Origin of the sequence: Nocardia sp. CDC160, assembly GCF_035818795.1 — a bacterium.
In the GTDB taxonomy this organism is placed as follows: domain Bacteria; phylum Actinomycetota; class Actinomycetes; order Mycobacteriales; family Mycobacteriaceae; genus Nocardia.
The window spans coordinates 669,493-690,828 of record NZ_JAYKYT010000004.1 but is presented as its reverse complement, the minus strand read 5'-3'; the positions used below and the strand labels follow the sequence as shown (position 1 = coordinate 690,828).

Here is a 21,336-nt window from a genome sequence, read left to right as displayed (position 1 = left end):
CTCAGGACAGCACGGTCCCGTCGCCGAGAACCAGCAGGTTTGCGAGGCTCTGGAAAATCGGCAGACCGGTCTTGATTTCGAGATAGGCGAACTGCCCCTGGGGATTCACCTCCAGGAAGTAGAACTCGCCATCGAGGCCCACGCGCAGATCGAGCACGCCGAACGCCAGCCCCAACGCGCCCATGAGCGTGGTGAGCGACTTGCTCACCGAGGCGGGCAGGCGATCGACCGTGAAGGCCACCGAGGTGTCCAGGCGCGAATCCACCCGTCCCACACCGGATTGCGAATCGATGCGCACCACCCACTCGATGCCGTCCACCCAGACGATGCGCAGATCGCTCTCGGCGTGGATGTAATCCTGAAAGATGGTGGGGGAGTTGCGGATCGTGGGCAGGCGGTCGAAATCGGCCGGGGTGAAGATGCGCGTCTCGGTGAACGCGCCGCGGACCGTACCGGTTCGTTTGTAAACCACTGGGCCGGGCCGTGATTCGATGAACGCGCACGCCTCGTCCGGGTCATTCGTGACGAGGGTTTCGGGCACCGCGAATCCGGCGCGGTAGGCGGTCTCGAGCTGCACGATCTTGCGCCCGGCGGTGCGGTCGGCCCCGGGGTCGTTGACCCACAGGGCCGGTACCGACCAGAGCAGTCCTTGCAGGAAACCGTCGCATTCGGCGCGGCGGTAGGTGTCGTCCTCGTCGCTCAGGCCCGCGGGCACGCTGACGGGATGGGGCCTGCGCCACCACACCGAGGTGACGTCGTCGAGGCCGAAGATGTGCGACAGGGTCCGGTAGGAACCGTCGGTGCCCAGCCGGAAAGTGCCGTTCTCGCGCGGGAAGTCGCGCATGTCCAGCCGAATCGGGGTGTGCCCGTGGTGTTTCCGCAGGGTGGCGGCCAGGGCGTCGCCGTGCAGGTCCTCGGCCTCGGTGACGATGAGGACCGAACCCATGGTGCGGGCGGGCATCTGCGCCCCCGTCAGTCCAGGCTGTCGCAGGCGATGCCGTCGTCGCTGCCGCGGTAGGAGCGGGTCTGGCAGCAGGTCATGGTGGCTCCGCCGACGCCGGGCGCCGTGGTGAGTTCCAGTCCGCGAGCCCAGATTTCGGTTTCGCGGCGCAATTCCTCGTCACCGCGCGCGGGACTCGGGTCCGCGGTGAGGGTGAGGGGGCGGTCGGTGATCTCCACTCGGCGCCGCTGCGTGAAATCGGCGGTGGTACCCGGCCGGACGTGCACCAGCACCGGGCGGCCCTCACAGCTGCCCTGCGCCGCCGCAGTGTCCCACCGGGTGATGTCGAGGACATCGGTCCGGTGGAAGGTCCAGGTGCCGTCACCGACGCGCACGCTGATACTTCGCTCCGTGGCTGCGACAAGGTAGCCGGGTAGCGGTGGCGAGGTGCTGGTGAGACCCGTCGTTCCGGTCCGGTGCAGGGCGCCGGTCATGCTGAACTCCGATCTGCTCGGGATTTGCTGCGGGGCCGAGCGTGATCTGAATCATATCCCGCGACCGGCCGTATTCGGTCCGCAACGAAAGATTTCAGCTACCCCGGCAAACTTTGGCGAGGTTCCGGAAACCGCTCCCGCCGAAAGAATTTCGCTGATATACCTGAGCGATGCGGCGGGCGCGGTGCGCGTTCAGAGACCCAGCACGTCCGGCGACTCGGCGATCGCCCGCAGCGCCGCACCGGGATCCGCAACCAGTTTGCGTGCCTGGAGATCGAGAATGCCGGACACGACCTCTATCTGCGCCGATACGGTGCCGTCCAGTTTCACGATCTGCTGGTGCATTCGGAAGATCTTGCCGCCGGTGAACTCGAACTCGCAGGTCACGGTGACCTCATCGCCCAAATGCAATTCCCGCTGGTACTTAATGGTCTGTTCCAACACCACCGGTCCGATACCCGCCGCCACCATTTTCTCGCCCGGCAGACCGCTCGCCCGCAACAACTCCCACCGCGCGTGCTCGGCGTACTGCAGATACACCGCCTGATTCAGATGCCCGTTGATATCGAGCTCGTACCCGCGAACGGTGATGGGAACAGAGAAAGCCATGAAACTACCAACCCGGACCGCGCCGCCGATCATTCCGCATATTCAGTGGCCTGCGGCACACTGGTCCGCGATCGCGGGGCTACCGTCGCGATCGCGGACCTGGTCGCGTGGCCGCGGAAAGTTGCCGTGGCACCCTCGATGATCATTGCGCGCGCGCCGGATTCGTTCCGTTGGCGGCCGGTGGGGTCGGTCAACCGGGCTTTCCGGTTCCGACGCAGCTATCGCGCGGATTCAGGCACGGTTGGCGTTGCGCTCGTCCCACCACTGCGGGGCGTCGATGAAGTAGTTGTCGTAATCCTGCTGTGCCGCTTCGAATTCGACGGGCGTGACCTCGCCCCGGGCCAGTCGCTCCAGAAAACGGAAGTAACCGTGCCGCTCGACACCCGGGGTGAGCGCGATGAAGATGCGGGCCGTGCTCTCGGGCGCGGCCCCAAAGGCGTGCGGCATGAACTTGGGCACCACGATCGCCCCGCCCGCGCCCACCGTGGTGATCCGATCCCCGGCCATGACCTGCAGTTCTCCGTCGGCGACATAGAAGATCTCGTCCGAGAGCGTGTGATAGTGCGGCGTCGCGCCATCGGCCCCACGCCCCAGGGTCACCTCGACGGTGCTGCTGGACCCACCGGCCTCGTTCGCATCGATGAGCAGCCGCACCGACGTGGACCCACCGGCCCCGAGAATCTCCGAGTCCTCGGGACGGCGGATGGCGGCGGGGTGGGAAGCGGTGTTCATGACTAGCTCCAAATCGTTCGGTACTTGATAATTCGCTACAGAACTATATGCCATCGAATAAAGTGTTGTCCATGGGCGAGAAGAACATCGATGCGGTCGACAAGATCCGGGCGCAGTGGGAGCGCGAGCGACCGGACCTCGACGGCACCGCCATGGCCATCCTCGGCCGCCTCGGCAGGCTCATGATGGTGGGCACCCAACGGGTCGAATCCGTCTTCACCGCACACGGATTGCAGCGCGGCGAGTTCGATGTCCTTGCGGCCCTACGCCGTTCGGGCGACCCCTACGAACTCAACCCCTCCAACCTCGCCGACACCCTGATGATGTCCCGCGCAGGCATGACCGGCCGCCTGGACCGCCTCGAAAAGGCAGGATTGGTCCGCCGCATCGCCGACACAGGCGACCGCCGCGCGATCAAGGTAGCCCTCACCGACCGCGGCCTGAAGCTCATCGACACCGTCGTCGGCGAGCACTTCGAAAACGAAACGCGCATGCTGTCGGTACTTTCCGACCAGGACCGCGAGCACCTCGACCGCATCATCCGCGTGCTCCTCGCCGATCTCGAACGCTGATCACGACGACGAAGGTGACATCGCCGCCCGCGTTGTCCGATTCCGTTGTGCCCCGAATGCGGTGTCGCGTAGGGTCAGGCGCGTCGCGCCGGAAGGGTCCCGGTGCGCTGTGGGGACGAGAGGACAGTGCTGGTGGCTGTCATCGTGGGAGCGGATTTCGCTGGATATCGACTGGAACGGGAGCTCGGGTCCGGGGGCATGGGGACCGTGTTCCTGGCTCAGCATCCGCGGTTGCCGCGCCGGGATGCGCTGAAGATCCTGGCCGAGGCGCATACGGGAGATTCGGCCTTCCGGGCTCGATTCCTGCGCGAGGCGGAAGTTGCGGCAGGCCTGCATCATCCCAATGTGGTGGCGGTGCGCGACCGCGGCGAGCACGACGGCCGCATGTGGATCGCGATGCAGTATGTCGACGGCGTCGACCTTGCCGAGATACTCCGGCGTGGACCAACCGAGCGGCTGTCGATCGAACGGGTGCTGAGGATCGTCACCGAGGCAGCGAAGGGGCTGGACGCGATTCACGGAGCGGGGCTGCTGCACCGGGATGTGAAGCCTGCCAACATACTCGTCGAGGAGCGACCCGGCCTCGGCGATCGGGTGCTGGTCACCGACTTCGGCATTGCCCGGCCCGCCGATGAAACAGCGACGCTGACCGCCGGATTCACCGCGACCCTGGACTACGTGGCGCCGGAGCGGCTCAGTGGTGGCGTGGGCGATCGACGCGCCGATGTCTACGCGCTCGGTTGTGTGCTCTACCAGATGCTCACCGGAGCGGTGCCCTTCCCACGCGACACCCCCTCCGGGGTGATATTCGCGCACCTCAGCGATCCACCGCCACGGCCCTCGATCTTCGGTGTGGCACCGGGCTTCGATGAGGTGATCGCCACGGCATTGGCGAAGAATCCCGAGGAGCGATTCTCGAGTTGCGGTGCACTGGCGGCCGCGGCACGAGCCGCAGCCGACACGACGGTGCGGATCGGTGCGGCCACGGCCGGGCGCCGCCGAATCACGCGACGCCGCGCGGTGGTCGGGGCCGCGCTGGTCGCCGTCCTCGCGGCCGCAGTGACGACGGCGGCCGTGTTCGGCCATGACTCCTCGAGTCGGCCCAGTTCGAAGGCCATGGCCCTCGGGCCGCAGACCAGCGTGGATCCGGTGTCCTGGGGCGCCTATACCTATATCGCGCAGGCCTTTCCGGGGTTGCTGCCCGCCTCGCAGTTCGGCGTCGGGTACCAGGAACTGTACGCCTGCGAGGCAATCGACGAGGACCGGAAGATCCGTTCCGTCGATGTCTACGTTCCGGTCGGTCGGATCGGTTGCGAGGGCAACCGGGACCCGGCGGTCACGGTGGATCTGGTGTGCAATGCGGACCGTTCACCGATCGCTCCGCCGAGGACGTTCGACACCGCGGAAGGCGACGAACACTGGACTCGCCCGTCGGGCTCCGGGTATCTGCACTGGGGAACGGATCTGGGCTTCGAGTACAAGATCACCGGCTATCTCCGAGTGTATTTCGACAATCCGAATCGCAGCTTCTGCTACATCGTCGTCACCGGAGCCTCGACCGGGGCCGAACTGCGGACTCGCTGGTGGACGGAGGCGCCGCTGTGAAGGTGCTGCGCATACTGGTGACCGTGGTGACGCTGGCGCTGTGCGGCTGCACGGTGGCGGGCAGTCCGATGCCCGGACCCGCTCCGGACACGCTCGATGTCGGACCGTTCAGCCGCTATCCGCTCATCGCCCCGACAACGGTCAGCGAAGCCCAGGGCCAGATACTCGAATCGATCCGTATGGCCGAAGCCATGGCGGATCCGAAGGCGGTGGACCCCGCCCTGACCGTCCCGCTCGGAGGCAAGCGCGCGGTTCCGCTGCCGACACCGGCGAAAGCTGCGGGCCTGCTGGCAGATCCGGTCTCCGCCGTGCTGCGACAGCACGGCATGCTGGCCGGTTTCACGGTGGGCGCCACCGACACCCCCGCCGCCGTGCACGCAAGCGTCGGAACCGGTCGGCTCCTACAGATTCTGGTGCTGCGCTTCCCGGATTCCGCAGCGGCGCAACAGGCCGCACAGGAGATCGACGCGGTCGATTTCGCGGTCAGCCCGGACAATGTGGCAGTCGCCATTCCCGGGCATGCGGCCGCGCGCGGACATTGGCGCCCGACCGTGCCGACCATGGCGGCCACCACGGCGCAGGACTCGTTCGTCATCAGCGTGCTCGTCGGTGAGCGAAGTCCCGACCAGGCCGCGTTGTCGTCCCTGGCGGGCAAGGCATTCGACGCGCAGATCCCGCTGCTGCGGGAATTCGCCCCGACACCCGCGGGCCGATTCACCGAACTGCCCCTCGATCGTGACGGAATGTTGGGCCGGATGGTTCCGGAAGCGCCGGGCCGATGGCCGTACCCGCAGGTGATCCTCGGTGAACTCGACCCGAACGCCGGATGGAGCAATCTGCTTCAGGCGCGCGGGATCGTCTACGGTCCGCGCGGCGCCGAACTGTTCCAGGGCCGAGCCGTGCAGCCCTACGAGTTGTTGGCGCTCAACCGATTCGATCGACTGGTCCGTTACGCCGATGCGGCGGCGGCGCGCAAACAGTTCGCTCTCTTGCGGGACAGCGCCACCGACGGCGGGCATCGGCTGGTGCCCGGGCCGACGGGTCTGGTGGACGTGAATTGCAAGGAGAATACGACCGACTCCGGCGCATCGATGACCCGGTTCAGTTGCGTTCTCGTGTTCGGCCGATATCTGGCGCTGGTGCTCAGCCGGGACTACGAGGATGTGCGGCAACGCGCGGCCGCACAGTACGCACTGCTGGTGAATAGCGAGTAATCGAATGGTCGAAACCTTCACGCCGGGAACACTGTTCGCGGGATACCGGATCGAACGGCAACTCGGTGCCGGGGGCATGGGCGTCGTGTATCTGGCCCGCCACCCGCGGCTGCCGCGCCTGGACGCGATCAAGGTGCTGCCACCGAATTTCAGTGCGGCCGCGGAATTCCGGGCCCGCTTCCTCCGGGAGGCCGAGCTGGCCGCTCAGCTCGATCATCGCAATATCGTGGCCGTGCACGATCGCGGGACCGAGGACGGGCGGCTGTGGATCGCGATGGAGTTCGTCGACGGCGTCGATGCCGCCGAACTGTTGCGCCGGACGGGCGCATTGCCGGGGGAGCGGGTGGTGACCCTGGTACGCGATGTGGCGCGGGGGCTCGACGAAGCCCACCGCTCGGGGATGCTGCATCGTGACGTGAAACCGGCGAATATCTTGATCGAATCCGGTGCCGAGGACGCCGAGCGGGTGTTGATAGCCGACTTCGGAATCGCTCGGGCAGCGGGTGAAGGCACCGCCCTCACCGAGGTAGGCACGGTGATGGGGACACTGGCCTACACCGCTCCGGAAGTGCTCGCCGAAGGGCAGGTCGATCACCGAGCCGACGTATACGCGTTGGGTTGCACGGTTTTCGAACTGCTGACCGGCCGCAAGCCGTTCCCGCGCGATTCCGTGGTCGCGGTGATCACAGCACATCTGGAGGAGCCGCCCCCGCGGGTGCGCGAGCTGCGACCGGAGCTGCCGCCGAAGATCGACGCGGTGATCGCCCGGGCGATGGCCAAGAACCCGGACGACCGCCAATCCTCGTGCGGGGCACTGGCGGCGGCGGTGGCCGACGCCTTCGGTCACGCGGTGGAACCGACGCTGCTGGTGGCACGCCCGCCGAGCATTCCGTCGTCGGCTCGAGACCGGACCGGGCCGGACCTGCCGGAGACCGCGCCGTCGCCACGACGACCGAGCACCCGCCGTCCGAGCGCCCGCCGAGCGCGGATCGCGGCGGTCGCCGCGGGAATCCTCGCCGTGGTCACGGCGGTGACGAGTGTCGTGGTGCTGCAACACGGTTCGAAGAGAACCGCGTCGCCGCCGGTGCCGACCACCACCACCGCCGCCGGAGTGACGTGGGGGAAGTACAAATTCGTGGTCGACGCGCTGCCGACGCTCTTGCCCGCGACACCGGTCGCGACCGGATATCAGGGCATCCGGTGCGCAGCGGTCGAGGACGACAGCGGACGAGAAGCCGACCTGAAGAAGTTGCCCCGGACGATCGCTCGCATCGACTGCACCGGAAATCGGAACCCGGTGAGCGATGTCGACGTCCGGTGCTCCACGAACCGTACCCCGTTCTTCCTGGCCGACGAGCATCCGATAGGCAACGAGCAGTGGGTACGCAGTTCCGGGCGCGGCCGGGTGGATTGGCTCGATGTCGACGAAGGCGGCCAACGGAGGGGAGTCGTCGGTCTCGAATTCGAGGAACCCACCCGGAACTTCTGTCAGGTCGCGATAATCGGCGGGACATCGGGCCAGGACCTCCACGATCGGTGGTGGCCCAATGCCCCCTTCTGAAAATCATGGGGACCACCCGGATTTCGCGGGCTATCGGGTCGAACGTCGGCTCGGCGCCGGTGGCATGGGCGAGGTATATCTCGCGCGACATCCGCGCTTGCCGCGACATGACGCGTTGAAGATCCTGTCGGACAAGCACGCCGACAATGCCGAATTCCGGGCCCGCTTTCTCCGTGAGGCCGAGATCGCGGTCCGGCTACAGCATCCGAATGTCGTCGCGGTCCGTGATCGCGGCGAACAGGAGGGCCGACTGTGGATCGCGATGCAGTACGTCGACGGGATGGATGTGGCCGAGTTGATCGGCCGCGAAGGGTCCGAGCTCGCGATCGAACGGACGATCCGGATCCTGTCCGAAGCCGCGCAAGGGTTGGACGAGATCCACCGGGTCGGATTGCTGCACCTCGACGTGAAGCCGGCCAACATTCTCCTGGCCGAGGACCCGGACGGGCAAGACCGCGTGCTGGTGACCGACTTCGGCATCTCCCGCGTTGCGGGTGAAGACGAGAACCCCACCGAGGCAGGCGGTTTCACCGCGACGCTGGCCTACGCGGCGCCCGAGCAGATCGGTGGGGAGACGGTCGATCATCGCGCCGATGTGTACGCGCTGGGCTGCACGCTCTATCACATGCTCACCGGCTCGGTGCCGTACCCGCGCGACAGTCCGGCCGCGGTCATGTATGCCCATCTGCTGGAGACCCCGCCGCAGCCCTCCGCGGAGAATTCCCGCGTACCGGTGGAACTCGATGCCGTCATAGCCAGGGCGCTGGCCAAGGATCCGGCGGAGCGCTATCCGAGTTGCGGCGCGCTCGCGGCCGCGGCGCGCGAGGCGTGGGCAGAGCGCGCCGACGCGCTCCCCGGTCGGCGGATCGGTCGCCGTCGAGTTTTCCTCGCGGGTCTCGCGCTCGTGGCGAGTATCGCTGTGGCCGTGCCTGTTTCGCTCGCCGTCGCGGGTCGATCCGATGAGTCGCGGGGATCGGCCGCTACGTCGCGGGCGGTGATCGACGCCGATGCGTGGGGTACGGCCGCGTTGATCGCGCAAACCTTTCCGGGACTGCTGCCGGTTGCGCCGACCGCGCCGGGATATCAGGGCCTGCACCTGTGTCTGCAGCTGGATGCGGCGGAGAAGCGCGAGTCGGACCAGAAGTTCATCAGCCTCGACGAGGTGGTGCCGAAGGCCGCGGTGACTTGTGCCGGTGACGGGGATCCCATCGACCTGCTGACGGTCACCTGCAACAACGATCGCACCCCGTTGACGGAATCGCTGGTGATCACCCAGTTGGAGGGCGAGGAGCAGTGGAGTCGGCCATCCGGTACCGGCCGGGTGCGATGGGGCACCAACACCAACTCCGATGGCAAAGCGATCGGCAAGCTCGAGGTGAGTTTCGACGGAACCGGCCGCAACTTCTGCCGCCTGCGGGCCAGTAGCCAGGCATCGGGTTCCGAGCTTCGTGAGCGGTGGTGGCCCAGTGCGCCGATATGACAAGGGGGACCGATGATTTCGCGCCCTGCGATGACGCGCGCCGCCGTGGTGCTGGCCGCGGCCCTGATCGCGGCCTGCGGCTGCACCCGACCGGGACAGCCGGTCCCCGCGACACCGGCCGTGTCCGCGTTCGACATCGGCCACAATCAGATCAGGCCGCTGACACCGCCCGCGGGAAACGAACAGTACGGGCGGGTACTGGAGTCGGTGCGGATGGCCGAGACGATACTCGACCCCGCCGAGGTGGATGCGGCACTGTCCAAGGGCGCGGCCAAACGCACCGGGCCCGTACCGAGCCCGCTCGAGGCCGTGGGAATGCTGGCGGCGCCGGTTCGGAAGGTCCTCGAATCCCATGGCATGTTGGCCGGATACACGGTGACCGGCAGTGACGTCGAAATCGAAAACGTGGACGTCGGTTCCGCGCGGCTACTGAGGGTGCTGCTGCTGCGATTTCCCGATGCCGAGCAGGCCCGGCTGGCGGCCAGACAGATGGACGCCACCGACGCCGCGTTGAATCCGGACAATGTGGCGGTATTGTTCGCCGATTATCCCGGGGCGTACGGGCATTGGCGTCCGACGGCTCCGTCGATGGCGGCGACGATCGCCAACGGCTCGTTCGTGATCAGCGTGCTGGCCCAGCACACGACGCCGGATCAGGCGGTGCTGAGCGGGCTCGTCCACAAGACGTTCGATATCCAGATCCCGAGATTGCGGACGTTCACGGCCACACCACCGGACCGGTTCGCCGAACTGCCCCTCGACCAGGACGGCATGCTCGCGCGCCTGCTGCCCTACGGCGCCGGGGTCTGGCAGGTGCCCACGGTGATCGCCGACCGCAGCGATGACGTGGCCGGTTGGGCATCGTCGATCACGCCCAGCGGGGTGGTTTTCGGTCCGCACGGCACTCGATTGCTGAAGACGCTCGAATTCGACGCAGCCGTCGAGCGCGTCGCCATGAACGATCACAATTTCCTCGAACGTTTTCCCGACGCGGTCACCGCACGTCGGGTCTTCGGTGCGGAAATGCGCAAGAGCCAGGCGGATTCCGGGAGTGACACGGCCGCGCCGAAGGGGGTACCGGACGCGTACTGCGGCAGGTGGACGTCGATTCCCGCCTACTGGCCGGTCCAGATTCACTGCCACGTCCTATTCGGGAGGTACTCGGCGACCGTGGTGGGCCGCAATATCACCGAAGCCCATCAGCGCGCCTCGGCGCAGTACCTGCTGCTGGTGAACAGTGCCTAGCGCGTACGAGATCCTCACCCCGGGAACGATTTTCGCGGGCTACCGGATCGAACGGACGCTCGGCAGCGGTGGAACCGGCACGGTGTATGTGGCCAAGCATCCACGCCTGCCGCGTTTGGACGCACTGAAAGTGCTCTCGGTCCAGCACAGTTCGGACCACGAGTTTCGCAGCCGGTTCATCCGCGAGGCCGAATTCGCCGCGCGGTTGGAGCATCCGAATATCATCGGCGTTCACGATCGGGGCATCGAGGGCGGGCGACTATGGATCGCGATGCAGTTCGTCGACGGTGTCGATGCCGCCGCGCTGATCCGCGACGGTGCTCGGGTACCGGCCGACCGCGCGGTGCACATCGTCGGCGCGGCGGCGCGGGGTCTGGACCACGCCCATCGCGCCGGTATGGTGCACCGTGACGTCAAGCCCGCCAACATCCTGCTCGAACCGATTCCGGGACAGCCCGATCGGGTCACCATCACCGATTTCGGCATCGCGCGCGGCACGGCGGCCTCGACCGCGCTGACCCGGACCGGTACGGTGCTGGCGACCATCGCGTACGCGGCGCCCGAACAACTCACCGCGGACACCGTCGATCAGCGCGCCGATGTCTACGGGCTGGGTTGCACGCTCTACGAATTGCTGACCGGTGCGAAGCCGTTCCCGCGCGCTACGGCCGAGGCGGTGATCCGCGCCCACCTCGAGGAGCGCCCACCGCGGCCGACCGCAATGGTCCCGGCCCTTCCTGGCGCGATCGATGCCGTCATAGCGAAAGCACTGTCCAAGGACCCGGACCGACGCTATCCCTCCTGCGGTGCGCTGGCAGAGGCCGCGGCCGCCGCACTCGGTATCGAGACGCCGCAAGGCCGTGGTCGGCGGCCGAGCCGCAAGGGTGTGGTCGCGCTCGTGGTCACCACGCTGATCGCGGCCGTGGCGGCCGCGGGAATCTCCATCGTCGAGCTGCGTGGCGGGGCTCACGAGCAGCCCGCCGCGGTGTCCTCGTCGCCCGCACCCGCGGCCGATTCCTGGGGTGCCCACGAATACGTGGTCAAAGCTTTCCCCTCGCTCTTACCCGCGACCCAGACCGCGAGCGGTTTCGAGGGCCTGCGGTGCACGGCGGTGGACGGCGACATGCAGCCGATCGGTGTGAACGAATCGCGGGATTCGGTGAACAGGCTCAACTGCAACGGAGATCGCAATCCGGTGTCGCGAATCGTCGTGGCGTGCGGCGGGGAGGACACGGCCGCGGATTTCGGCGGGTCCGACGGCCCACCCAGCGTCCTCGATGAGCATTGGCAGCGCCCCTCCGGCCAAGGGCGGTTGATCCTCCGCGAGTTCACCGACGTGGGCGGTTTCACGGGCCAACTGCTGGTGCGGTTCGACGACGGCGCCCGGAAGAACTGCATTCTCAATGTGATCGGCGGCAACTCCGGCCGGGATCTCTACGACCGCTGGTGGTCGGTGGTGCCGCTGTAATCCGACCGGCAATCGATCACTGCTTGCGGCGGACCGAGGCTTCGACGAGGTCGAGGACGGCCTCGAGGTTGTCGTTGGCGTGGCCGGAGGCGATGCGGGCGATGAGGCCGTCGAGGACGAGGTCGAGGTAGCCGAGGATGACCTCGGTGGGGACGTCCTCGCGCAGGGCGCCCGCGGCCTTGCGGCGTTCGAGGCGGGCGACGGTGGCCGCGGTGAGTTCGGTGGAGCGTTCTTCCCAGTTGGCGCGGAATTCCGGGTCGTTGCGCAGGCGGCGGGCGATCTCGAGGCGGGTGCCGAGCCAGTCGAAATCCTCTGGGCGCGCGAGCATATCGCGCATGACCTGGATGAGGCCCTGGGTGGCGGCGACCTCGGCCATGCGGCCCGCGTCCTCCTGGGCCAGCGCCAGGAATAACGCGTCTTTGTCGCGGAAGTGGTGGAAGATGGCGCCGCGCGACAGGCCGGTGGCTTCTTCGAGGCGACGCACGGTAGCGCCCTCGTAGCCGAACTCGGCGAAGCAGCGGCGGGCTCCGTCGAGGATCTGACTACGCCGGGCGGCGAGGTGGTCGTCACTGACCTTGGGCACTGGGCTCCTCCGAAACGTGTTGTGCGGGTTCTCCGTATCGATCTTGCGACCAAATGGGAGAACCCGCACGAGCGACGAGCGAAGCGGCCCGGGACGGGCCGCGTGGCAGGCGGCGGCGTGAACCGCCGCCCACCACCACGACTCGGCTTCGAAACAGCCCTTCGAAGACCGAGGCGTTCGCGGATGTACTAGCCGCGAATCATGTTGCGCAGCACGAACTGCAGGATGCCGCCGTTGCGGTAGTAGTCCGCCTCACCGGGGGTGTCGATGCGGACGACCGCGTCGAAGACGACCTTCTCGCCGTTCTCCTTGGTGGCGGTCACCTTCATGGTCTTCGGAGTCACACCCTCGTTCAGCTTGGTGATGCCCTCGATGTCGAAGACCTCGGTGCCGTCCAGGCCCAGCGACTTGGCGGACTCGCCAGCCGGGAACTGCAGCGGCACAACGCCCATGCCGATCAGGTTGGAGCGGTGGATGCGCTCGAAGGACTCGGTGATGACGGCCTTGACACCCAGCAGGCGGGTGCCCTTGGCGGCCCAGTCACGCGAGGAACCCGAGCCGTACTCCTTGCCGCCCAGCACGACCAGCGGGATGCCCGCGGCCTGGTAGTTCTGCGAGGCGTCGTAGATGAACGCCTGCGGGCCACCGGGCTGGGTGAAGTCGCGGGTGTAGCCGCCCGAGACGTCGTCCAGCAGCTGGTTGCGCAGCCGGATGTTGGCGAAGGTGCCGCGGATCATGACCTCGTGGTTACCGCGACGCGAGCCCAGCGAGTTGTAGTCCTTGCGCGCGACGCCGTGCGAGTCCAGGTACTGCGCGGCCGGGGTGCCCGGCTTGATCGGACCGGCCGGGGAGATGTGGTCGGTGGTGACCGAATCGCCCAGCAGCGCGAGCACGCGCGCACCCTTGATGTCCTCGACCGGGGCCGGTTCCATCGTCATGCCCTCGAAGTACGGGGCCTTGCGGACGTAGGTCGAGGACTCGTCCCAGGCGAAGGTGTCGCCCTGCGGGGTGTCCAGACCCTGCCAGCGCTGGTCACCGTCGAACACGGTCGCGTAGGACTTGGTGAACATGTCCCGGCTGATCGCGGACTTGATGGTGTCGTCGATCTCCTGCGCGGACGGCCAGATGTCCTTGAGGAAGACGTCGTTGCCGTCCTTGTCCTTGCCCAGGGCGTCGGTCTCGAAGTCGAAGTCCATGGTGCCCGCGAGCGCGTAGGCGATGACCAGCGGCGGGGAGGCCAGGTAGTTCATCTTCACGTCGGGGGAGATGCGACCCTCGAAGTTGCGGTTGCCCGAGAGCACCGCGGTGACCGACAGGTCATTGTCGTTGATGGCCTTGGAGATCTGCTCCGGCAGCGGACCGGTGTTGCCGATGCAGGTGGTGCAGCCGAAGCCACCCACGTAGAAGCCCAGCTTCTCCAGGTACGGCCACAGGCCGGCCTTCTCGTAGTAGTCGGCGACGACCTGCGAGCCCGGGGCCATGTTGGTCTTGACCCACGGCTTGGACGACAGGCCCTTCTCGACGGCATTGCGGGCCAGCAGGGCCGCGCCGATCATGACCGACGGGTTGGAGGTGTTGGTGCAGGAGGTGATGCCCGCGACCACGACCGCGCCGTGATCGAGCACGAAGTCACCGCGCTCGGGGTCCGACACCTTGACCGGCTTGGACGGACGGCCGGTGTGGCCGTTGGCCGCACTCGGGATGATGGCGTCGTCGTCGGCGAAGGACAGCTCGGCCGGATCGCTGGCCGGGAACGACTCCTCGATGGCCTCGTCCAGCTTGGAGTGCGGGGCCGCCTCGGGGTCGTTGGTGTAGTTGTGGATGTCCTTGCGGAAGGCGATCTTGGACTCCGACAGCAGGATTCGGTCCTGCGGGCGCTTCGGACCGGCGATGGACGGCACCACGGTGCTCAGGTCCAGCTCCAGGTACTCCGAGTAGGCGGGCTCGTTGTCGGCGTCGTGCCACAGGCCCTGCTCCTTGGCGTACGCCTCGACGAGCGCGAGCTGCTCGTCGCTGCGGCCGGTGAGGCGCAGGTAGTTGATGGTCTCCTCGTCGATCGGGAAGATCGCGGCGGTGGAACCGAATTCGGGCGACATGTTGCCCAGGGTGGCGCGGTTCGCGAGGGGCACCTCGGCGACGCCCTTGCCGTAGAACTCGACGAACTTGCCGACCACACCGTGCTTGCGCAGCATGTCGGTGACGGTGAGCACGACGTCGGTGGCGGTCACGCCGGGCTGGATCTCACCGGTCAGCTTGAAGCCGACGACGCGCGGGATCAGCATGGAGACCGGCTGGCCGAGCATGGCGGCCTCGGCCTCGATGCCGCCGACGCCCCAGCCCAGCACGCCCAGGCCGTTGACCATGGTGGTGTGCGAGTCGGTGCCGACGCAGGTGTCGGGGTAGGCCTGGCCGTTGCGGACCATGACGGTCGAGGCCAGGTACTCGATGTTGACCTGGTGCACGATGCCGACGCCCGGCGGGACGACCTTGAAGTCGTCGAAGGCGCCCTGGCCCCAGCGCAGGAACTGGTAGCGCTCGCCGTTGCGCTGGTACTCGAGGTCGACGTTGCGCTCGAGGGCGTCGGCGGTGCCGAACACGTCGAGGATGACCGAGTGGTCGATGACCATGTCGGCGGGGGACAGCGGGTTGACCTTGTTGGGGTCGCCGCCGAGGGTGGCGACGGCCTCGCGCATGGTGGCCAGGTCGACGATGCAGGGCACGCCGGTGAAGTCCTGCATGATCACGCGGGCCGGGGTGAACTGGATCTCGGTGTCCGGCTCGGCGGAGGGATCCCAGCTGGCGATGGCACGGATGTGGTCGGCGGTGATGTTGGCGCCGTCCTCGGTGCGAAGCAGGTTCTCCGCGAGGACCTTCAGGGCGTAGGGCAGCTTCTCGGTGCCGGGCACGGCCGAGAGACGGAAGATCTCATACGAGTTGCTTCCGACCTCGAGGGTGCCCTTGGCGCCGAAGGTATCGATACTCGTCACGTTCAGCTCCACTCGTCTGTGAATGGGAGGGCCAGCGGCGGGGCTGTGCCGTTGGCCTCGTCGAGGCGCAAGCCTCGTCCGTTTGCCGACTCTAACAGTACGCTTGTCCTGTGAGCACATCGGGGGAGGTTCTACGGGCGGACATGCCAGCCGCGGTGAGGTGATGTGACACGTCGTCCCGTACTCTGCGTTCGTGACCGTCTCGCAGACCTCGGTTTTCACGCCCATGAAGGCGGAGCTACCGCCGAACACCAACCTGGATGCCATCATCGCCGATCTCGCCGATGACCATGTCGCCGCCCCCTCCGGACGCGATCAGGAGGCCCTGGCGGCCATTGCCGCCGACGCGCGTGAGCACGGGATTCAGCTGGACATCGTTGTGGTGCAGGGTAATCCGGGCATCGAGGCGAACCTGCGCGATCTGGCCAACGAGGTGGGCAAGATCGAGCACGGGACCGTGGTGGTCTTCAGTGACGACTGGGTCGGCACCTACAGCGATCAGTTCACCCGCGGGCATCTGGAGTGGGCCGAGGACAAGGCCAAGTACCGCGGGCCCGAGCACACCACCGAGGCGGCGCGGATTTTCGTGGATCGGCTCGAGCAGCCGGAGACGATTTCGTGGACGGTGATCACGCTGGTGGCGTTGGGGGTGTTGATCGCGTCGATCGGCGGGCTGTATCTGGTGAAGCGGCGGCGGGCGCAGGGTGAAGCGGGCGTGTCGGAGCGGACGCCGGTCGCGTAGCGCTTTCCGCGATGTCTCCTCCTGAGGGGTTCGGGTTCTGACCCGAGCCCCTTTCTTATTGCCGACACGCCGGTGGGCGGCGCGCGTGTCGCGCTTTGTGTCGCAGGGCGTTTCGTCCGTTACCTGCAAATATGCGGCTACTTCTGAATTACATCGGTGTCATTGTGGCGAGCCTGATCGGCGTGGTCCTTGACGTGCCGTACGGTTTCGCGATGGCACGGTTGGGGTTGATGTGCCGGATGAGACTCCAGGGAGGTGCGATGCGACGACCGGCGACGTGGTGGGGACGCTCGGTGCGGGTCGCTACGGAGTTGCTCGTAGCGCTGATTGTGCTGGCCATGGGGATTGCCAGCGGGCACGCTGTGCCCCCGCCGCCCCCGAATCCGAGCGACAGCGACCTCAATGCCGCGGGCGCGCAGGTGGACGCGGGCGTGGGCGAGGTCGGCGCCTTGATCAACCAGGTGGCCTCGGCCGAACAGCAGCTCAAGCAGCTCGACGACGCGGTGGCGACGCGCCGCGAGGCGGTCAACAAGGCGCTGGTCGATCTGCAGATTGCCCGCGATGCCGCCGACGCCGCCGCCCGGACGGTTGCCCAGTGCCAGCAGAACCTGACCGACGCGGGCGCGAAAGTCGATACGGCACACCGGGAATTCGACAAGTACGTGGCCCAGGTCTACATGCGGCCCGGGTCGACCTCGCTGGTGAGCTATCTGGCCGCCCCGAGCCCCGAGGACGCGCTCAACCGCGCGCAGGTGCTGACGATCGCGTCCAAGAATCAGCAGGTGGTGGTCGAGGGTCTGCGTCACGCGCAGATCGATCAGGCCAACAAGACCTCCGACGCCAAGCAGGCCAAGCAGGCCGCCGATGCCGCCGCGGCCGACGCCGATGCCAAGAAGGTGGCGGCGCAGAACGCCGTCACCGCGGCGCAGGCCGAATTCGACCAGCAGAACTCGATCCGCAATGGCCTTGTGTCCCAGCGTGATTCGGCCCAGCAGCGGCTGGATGCGGCGCGCGCCAACGTCGCCGGTCTGCAGAGTCAACGAGATGCGTTCGTGGCGTGGGACAATCAGCGCAAGGCGGAGGAGGCCGCGGCCCGCGCCGCCGCTCGCTCCGCCGCGGCTCGGGTCGCCGCCGACAAGGACTCCGCCGACCGCGCCGACCAGGTGGGCCAGAGCCACCGCCCCCACGTCGTCCAGGACACCTCGCCGCCCCCGCGCCGCTCGACCCAGCCGGTCCGCCCCAGCGGCTCCAACAGTCAGCTGATCGAAACCGTCGTCGACCGAGCCATGTCCCAGCTGGGCGTCGAATACGCCTGGGGCGGAGGCGATGAGGACGGCCCCACCCTCGGCATCCGCGACGGCGGCACCGCCGACAGCTACGGCGACTACAACAAAACCGGCTTCGACTGCTCCGGCCTCATGATCTACGCCTTCGCCGGAATCGGCGTCTCCCTCCCGCACTACTCCGGCTACCAATACACCATGGGCACCCGAGTCCCCGTCGCCGACCGTGCCCGCGGCGACATGCTCTTCTGGGGCCCGGGCGGCAGCCAACACGTAGCCCTCTACATAGGCAACGGCAAAATGATCGAAGCCCCCCAATCCGGCGACGTGGTCCGAGTAGCCTCCGTCCGCGAAGACGGCATCATGCCCTACGCCATCCGAATAATCTCCTAACCCCGGTCGGCGGCAACCGGGGCGAGAGCATCCAGCTGAACGTCGAAGGTGAATGGCATGTCGGTGACGCGGCTGAACACCCAATGCACACTGACAGTTGCGATTTCGCCTTTGATGTCCTCGATCGTGCACCCGATGGCAGTGCGTCGGGGATAGGTCGAGGTCGGCAGCAGGTCGCCGCCGAAGTAGGCGCTCTTACCGACCAGTTGGTGCGGCCGACCGTACACGTCCGTGAACTCGACCAGCACCAAACCGGGTTGCGGGTCGTCGGTGAGCCATACGGAGGCGGTGGCGGGCAATTCGCATTCGTCTCCCTTGCCTACTTTCCATTTCATTGCGGCACCGTAGCGTGCCGACCCCACGGTGAACGATTGCTTTTGCGAGTGATTAACAGGTGTGCGCATGGGTCGGATAAGAGGGCAGCGGAAGGTTCCGGATGCGTGGGCGACGCGGATGGCGCGTCGACGGGGGAGGAGGGCGGGATGTCGATTCGTGCCATGACGATACTTCTGACGGCTGTGGCGTTGGTGGTGCTGGTGGGATGTGCTGTCTCACAAAGAGATTCGCCGCGTACCCCGGCCGCTACCGGTACGGTGAGCACTCCGCCGACCACCACGTCGTCGGACCCGGCGTTGGCGCCGGGTGCCGCGGACAGCGTGAGCACCTGGGAAGTGGCGTTGTGGGACTTCACGACACTCGCTTCGGTCGGCGGCCGCAATCGGTTCGCTGTGACGGCGCGTGTCCGCAATACCGCCGCGGCGGCCGGGGATTTGAGTGCGGTGCGTTGGTCGGCGTTCATCCAGAACCCGAACGATATCGGGCAGAAAGGGACTGATCTCATCGATTGCCCGTCCGACTTGGGTGCCGGTCTGCCACACACCGGTTCCCTCGCGGCGCACGGGATCGTCTCGGGCAAGCTGTGTTTCGACACCGCGGATGCGCTACGTGGTACGGCCGAGATCAGCTTTTTCGGACACTTCCCGCAGTACGTCACGGGAGGAAGCCGATTCGAGCCCCCGGACCACGCCGCGGGAGCCCAGAGCACGGGCCCGGATCTGAAGTTCACGATCCGAAGCATCCAGACCGAGGGCGACCACACCAATGCTCTTGTCACGCTCAGCTTCGGCGACGCACCCGGCCCCTTCTGGCGGTCGCGTTTACCGGCCGCATCCGCCCTGGACCCGACAACCTCCGCGGCTACCCAAGAGTGCCAACCAGGTTCCGGCATGGCGGTCACCACCCCCTACGACCCAACCGTGGACGCGGCCTACCAAACCGTGACCACCGTGGAACTCTGTGTCCTAGGGCCCCTCCGCTACCTGTCCATAGGCTTCCTACCCCGCCTCTACTGGAGGTTCCCGCTAACCGGACCCTGACCGCCACGCCCCGAGGGGACCCGGCCATGGGAACTGACACATCCGGCCGTCGATGACGCGCTTTCAGTCGACCGTCACAGCCAACTTCCGAGCGAGCGAATCCGCTTGGCGCACACCGTGGCCGAAGGCCTCCGGCCATCCGGCGAGGGTGTTGGCGGCGTAGGCGTTGAAGACGTCGATCGCGGCCGCATCGGGAGCGAACCGGACAACGGTTCCCGCCGTGGTGCGCGCGAGCTCGTCTTGCAGCTGCTCACCTGAAACCCGGTGCGCCAGTGGCTCGATGACCACGAGAATGTCCGAGTCCGCGGCGACGTCCGCATTGGTCGGCGACCACACCCCGCCGTCGATGTAGTAATGATCATCAACGACAACGGGTGGAAACGCGCCCGGCAGTGCACGGCTGGCTGTCACCGCGACCGGCAGTGGCACCCCACTGTGCCGATCCCACACCCGCCGCTCACCACTCTCGGCGTCGACGACAACAACCCGCAGCCGATCCGGCCACTCCTTCCCACCAACCAGCCACTCCATCGCCTCGAAATGCCTCGCCCCCGCCGCTTCCTCCGCCATCGCCAACTGCCCCACCTTCCGCCGCGCAGCCTCCCGATCCATCCCCGAACCGAACAGCAGCCCGAACACCGCCCCAAGCAACTCAGGCTTCACCGCGCCCCCAGCGTCCCCACCCGGCCGCCCCCGATGCTCAGCAAACGAATCAAGATCCACCCCCGTAGCCAGTGCAGCCCCGCCCCGCCGCCCCGCCGGCGGGCCCCCCCCCGCCGCCGACGTCCCCACAACCGACTCCGCCGCCCCCAAATCAATTCCCCGCCGCCGCAACCCAGCCCCCACCCCAGCCATCCACGCCGCCCCGATAACCCCACCCCCTCCCAGCACAACCCCCAGCCGACCAGGCTTCCCCAACCCCAGCTCATTTCCACTCCCCATGCGGCCCATGCTAACCACCCCTGTCACCTCCGTCCCCCGAAAGCCAATGCGCCGAGCCCCCACCTCCGCAGCGCCCTGCCGCCGACCGCTTTCGACGAACATGCATTCCGGCAGGCAAACGTCGAGAAGGGACCTGCTCCAGTGCATGCTGGTGGGATTGTTGGCTGGACTGCTCTGTATGCCTCTTGTGACGTCTTGGCCAAAGCCGTGGTCCGGGAGGCGATCGACATGATCGACCTCGGCCAGCCCGGCTCCGAGCGATCCGCTAGTGGACTGGGGAAGGTTGCGGGTGATGGATCAGCTGAAGAAGTCGCGGAGGGCGGCCGCCAGCGATTCTGGGTTGTCGGGGTTGTGGTGCTCCCCTGGGAGGGTGGTGGTTTGGGTGTTGGGGAGGGTCGTGTGGAGGAGGGCGATGCTCTTGGTGCCGTAGGTGTCGGTGAGTTCGCCGGAGAGGAGCAGGGTTGGGAGGGCGATGGTGGACCAGGGGGTGATGTCGGTGGCCATGGTGGTCAGGCATTCGAGGTCGACTACCAAGCCCGGGGCGCGGGAGGCGAGAGCCTCGCCGAGTGGGAGCAGCACCGACCGGGGTGGGGCGGAATCGAGGATGGCGGTGAAGAATTCGATGATTGCCTCGGCGGGTTGGTTGTCGTCCATCAGTTCTCGGATCGAGGCCAGGGTTGGTGCCAGCGGTGGTCCGGCGAGGACGACCGGGGGCTCGTAGAGGGCGAGGCGTCGCACCTTCGACGGGTCTCGGTGCATGGCGTGCAGGGCCACCAGACCGCCCATGGAGTGGCCGAAGACGAATGCGGGCTCGCCCACGGTGTCGAGCACCGCGGCCAGATCGGCGGCCTGGGCGGCGAATCCCGCCGGGCGAGGACCGTTTCCGCTGGGACCGTAGTCGCGCCGTTCGATGAGCACGACCCGATGGTGGGTGGACAGCAGGTCGGCCAAATGGCGATACATGTCCAATGTGACTAGTGCGCCGTGGACGATCACCAGTGGCGGACCGGACCCTTGCGTATGGAAGACGATGCGGGTGCCGTCCGCGGACTCGACACTCTCGGTGTTACGGGACATGACGCGATCTTGCCCGCATGCGCTTGCGTGAGT

Annotated in this window: 19 protein-coding genes; 10 read left to right on the top strand and 9 right to left on the bottom strand. The window is 67.2% G+C overall.

Annotation, left to right across the window (positions count from 1 at the left end):
• Position 1 precedes the first annotated feature (1 nt).
• From VMT40_RS24755 to VMT40_RS24740, 4 genes are all read right to left on the bottom strand, one after another.
• A complete protein-coding gene (locus tag VMT40_RS24755; RefSeq protein ID WP_326361125.1) occupies positions 2-961 on the bottom strand; it encodes an MvdC/MvdD family ATP grasp protein in 960 nt (319 codons plus the stop codon).
• A gap of 11 nt (positions 962-972) precedes the next feature.
• A complete protein-coding gene (locus tag VMT40_RS24750) occupies positions 973-1,434 on the bottom strand; it encodes a hypothetical protein (protein ID WP_326361124.1) in 462 nt (153 codons plus the stop codon).
• A 192-nt stretch (positions 1,435-1,626) separates the two neighbouring features.
• Positions 1,627-2,076 carry an acyl-CoA thioesterase gene (locus VMT40_RS24745; RefSeq protein WP_326361122.1) on the bottom strand — a complete coding sequence of 150 codons (450 nt, stop codon included), beginning with the start codon at positions 2,074-2,076 and terminating at the stop codon, positions 1,627-1,629.
• A gap of 198 nt (positions 2,077-2,274) precedes the next feature.
• Positions 2,275-2,775, bottom strand: a complete 501-nt coding sequence (locus tag VMT40_RS24740) for a cupin domain-containing protein (RefSeq protein ID WP_326361120.1) — start codon at positions 2,773-2,775, stop codon at positions 2,275-2,277.
• Between the two features lie 71 nt (positions 2,776-2,846).
• Here VMT40_RS24740 and VMT40_RS24735 point away from each other — a divergent pair, with 71 nt between their 5' ends.
• The 7 genes from VMT40_RS24735 (at position 2,847) to VMT40_RS24705 (ending at position 11,920) form a co-directional block, all read left to right on the top strand.
• Positions 2,847-3,347, top strand: a complete 501-nt coding sequence (locus VMT40_RS24735; protein ID WP_326361119.1) for a MarR family winged helix-turn-helix transcriptional regulator — start codon at positions 2,847-2,849, stop codon at positions 3,345-3,347.
• A 132-nt stretch (positions 3,348-3,479) separates the two neighbouring features.
• The gene (locus tag VMT40_RS24730; protein ID WP_326361117.1) at positions 3,480-4,952 is read left to right on the top strand and encodes a serine/threonine-protein kinase; all 1,473 of its coding nucleotides are present in this window, start codon (positions 3,480-3,482) and stop codon (positions 4,950-4,952) included.
• Positions 4,949-6,166, top strand: a complete 1,218-nt coding sequence (locus VMT40_RS24725; protein ID WP_326361116.1) for a DUF7373 family lipoprotein — start codon at positions 4,949-4,951, stop codon at positions 6,164-6,166. The genes VMT40_RS24730 and VMT40_RS24725 overlap by 4 nt, the downstream gene beginning before the upstream one ends.
• Positions 6,167-6,170: 4 nt before the next feature.
• Complete coding sequence (locus VMT40_RS24720; protein ID WP_326361115.1) at positions 6,171-7,727, top strand: serine/threonine-protein kinase; 1,557 nt, start codon at positions 6,171-6,173, stop codon at positions 7,725-7,727.
• The gene (locus tag VMT40_RS24715; protein ID WP_326361114.1) at positions 7,714-9,207 is read left to right on the top strand and encodes a serine/threonine-protein kinase; all 1,494 of its coding nucleotides are present in this window, start codon (positions 7,714-7,716) and stop codon (positions 9,205-9,207) included. Before VMT40_RS24720 ends, VMT40_RS24715 begins: the two co-directional genes overlap by 14 nt.
• A gap of 12 nt (positions 9,208-9,219) precedes the next feature.
• Complete coding sequence (locus tag VMT40_RS24710; protein ID WP_326361113.1) at positions 9,220-10,452, top strand: DUF7373 family lipoprotein; 1,233 nt, start codon at positions 9,220-9,222, stop codon at positions 10,450-10,452.
• A complete protein-coding gene (locus VMT40_RS24705; protein ID WP_326361111.1) occupies positions 10,445-11,920 on the top strand; it encodes a serine/threonine-protein kinase in 1,476 nt (491 codons plus the stop codon). Before VMT40_RS24710 ends, VMT40_RS24705 begins: the two co-directional genes overlap by 8 nt.
• A 16-nt stretch (positions 11,921-11,936) precedes the next feature.
• Here the strand turns inward: VMT40_RS24705 and VMT40_RS24700 are convergent, their stop codons facing one another.
• Positions 11,937-12,503 carry a TetR/AcrR family transcriptional regulator gene (locus tag VMT40_RS24700; protein ID WP_326307542.1) on the bottom strand — a complete coding sequence of 189 codons (567 nt, stop codon included), beginning with the start codon at positions 12,501-12,503 and terminating at the stop codon, positions 11,937-11,939.
• A gap of 188 nt (positions 12,504-12,691) precedes the next feature.
• The gene (gene acnA / locus VMT40_RS24695; RefSeq protein ID WP_326361109.1) at positions 12,692-15,490 is read right to left on the bottom strand and encodes an aconitate hydratase AcnA; all 2,799 of its coding nucleotides are present in this window, start codon (positions 15,488-15,490) and stop codon (positions 12,692-12,694) included.
• A gap of 193 nt (positions 15,491-15,683) precedes the next feature.
• On the opposite strand from acnA, the gene VMT40_RS24690 reads away from it, so the two are divergent.
• Together VMT40_RS24690 and VMT40_RS24685 are read left to right on the top strand one after the other, a co-directional pair.
• On the top strand, positions 15,684-16,232 hold the full coding sequence (locus tag VMT40_RS24690) for an Rv1476 family membrane protein (protein ID WP_326361107.1): 549 nt from the start codon (positions 15,684-15,686) through the stop codon (positions 16,230-16,232).
• 260 nt (positions 16,233-16,492) lie between these two features.
• Complete coding sequence (locus VMT40_RS24685; RefSeq protein WP_326361106.1) at positions 16,493-17,908, top strand: NlpC/P60 family protein; 1,416 nt, start codon at positions 16,493-16,495, stop codon at positions 17,906-17,908.
• Here the strand turns inward: VMT40_RS24685 and VMT40_RS24680 are convergent.
• Positions 17,905-18,243 (bottom strand): hypothetical protein, encoded by a 339-nt coding sequence (locus VMT40_RS24680; RefSeq protein WP_326361105.1) that lies wholly within the window; start codon positions 18,241-18,243, stop codon positions 17,905-17,907. The two genes, VMT40_RS24685 and VMT40_RS24680, sit on opposite strands and share 4 nt — an antisense overlap.
• Before the next feature lie 321 nt (positions 18,244-18,564).
• On the opposite strand from VMT40_RS24680, the gene VMT40_RS24675 reads away from it, so the two are divergent.
• Positions 18,565-19,284: a hypothetical protein gene (locus VMT40_RS24675; RefSeq protein ID WP_326361104.1), complete on the top strand. Its 720-nt coding sequence runs from the start codon at positions 18,565-18,567 to the stop codon at positions 19,282-19,284.
• Positions 19,285-19,347: 63 nt separating this feature from the next.
• On the opposite strand, the gene VMT40_RS24670 is transcribed toward VMT40_RS24675, so the two are convergent.
• Together VMT40_RS24670 and VMT40_RS24665 are read right to left on the bottom strand one after the other, a co-directional pair.
• Positions 19,348-20,226: a patatin-like phospholipase family protein gene (locus VMT40_RS24670; RefSeq protein WP_326361102.1), complete on the bottom strand. Its 879-nt coding sequence runs from the start codon at positions 20,224-20,226 to the stop codon at positions 19,348-19,350.
• 297 nt (positions 20,227-20,523) lie between these two features.
• The gene (locus VMT40_RS24665; RefSeq protein ID WP_326361100.1) at positions 20,524-21,303 is read right to left on the bottom strand and encodes an alpha/beta fold hydrolase; all 780 of its coding nucleotides are present in this window, start codon (positions 21,301-21,303) and stop codon (positions 20,524-20,526) included.
• Between the last annotated feature and the right edge of the window lie 33 nt (positions 21,304-21,336).

Coding starts and splice junctions, on each gene's coding strand:
- VMT40_RS24750 (WP_326361124.1), bottom strand. CDS start 1,434: ATGACCGGCGCCCTGCACCGGACCGGAACGACGGGTCTCACCAGCACC.
- VMT40_RS24715 (WP_326361114.1), top strand. CDS start 7,714: ATGCCCCCTTCTGAAAATCATGGGGACCACCCGGATTTCGCGGGCTAT.
- VMT40_RS24710 (WP_326361113.1), top strand. CDS start 9,220: ATGATTTCGCGCCCTGCGATGACGCGCGCCGCCGTGGTGCTGGCCGCG.
- VMT40_RS24720 (WP_326361115.1), top strand. CDS start 6,171: ATGGTCGAAACCTTCACGCCGGGAACACTGTTCGCGGGATACCGGATC.
- VMT40_RS24680 (WP_326361105.1), bottom strand. CDS start 18,243: ATGAAATGGAAAGTAGGCAAGGGAGACGAATGCGAATTGCCCGCCACC.
- VMT40_RS24670 (WP_326361102.1), bottom strand. CDS start 20,226: ATGGGGAGTGGAAATGAGCTGGGGTTGGGGAAGCCTGGTCGGCTGGGG.
- VMT40_RS24735 (WP_326361119.1), top strand. CDS start 2,847: ATGGGCGAGAAGAACATCGATGCGGTCGACAAGATCCGGGCGCAGTGG.
- VMT40_RS24665 (WP_326361100.1), bottom strand. CDS start 21,303: ATGTCCCGTAACACCGAGAGTGTCGAGTCCGCGGACGGCACCCGCATC.
- VMT40_RS24740 (WP_326361120.1), bottom strand. CDS start 2,775: ATGAACACCGCTTCCCACCCCGCCGCCATCCGCCGTCCCGAGGACTCG.
- VMT40_RS24685 (WP_326361106.1), top strand. CDS start 16,493: ATGCGACGACCGGCGACGTGGTGGGGACGCTCGGTGCGGGTCGCTACG.
- VMT40_RS24755 (WP_326361125.1), bottom strand. CDS start 961: ATGCCCGCCCGCACCATGGGTTCGGTCCTCATCGTCACCGAGGCCGAG.
- VMT40_RS24745 (WP_326361122.1), bottom strand. CDS start 2,076: ATGATCGGCGGCGCGGTCCGGGTTGGTAGTTTCATGGCTTTCTCTGTT.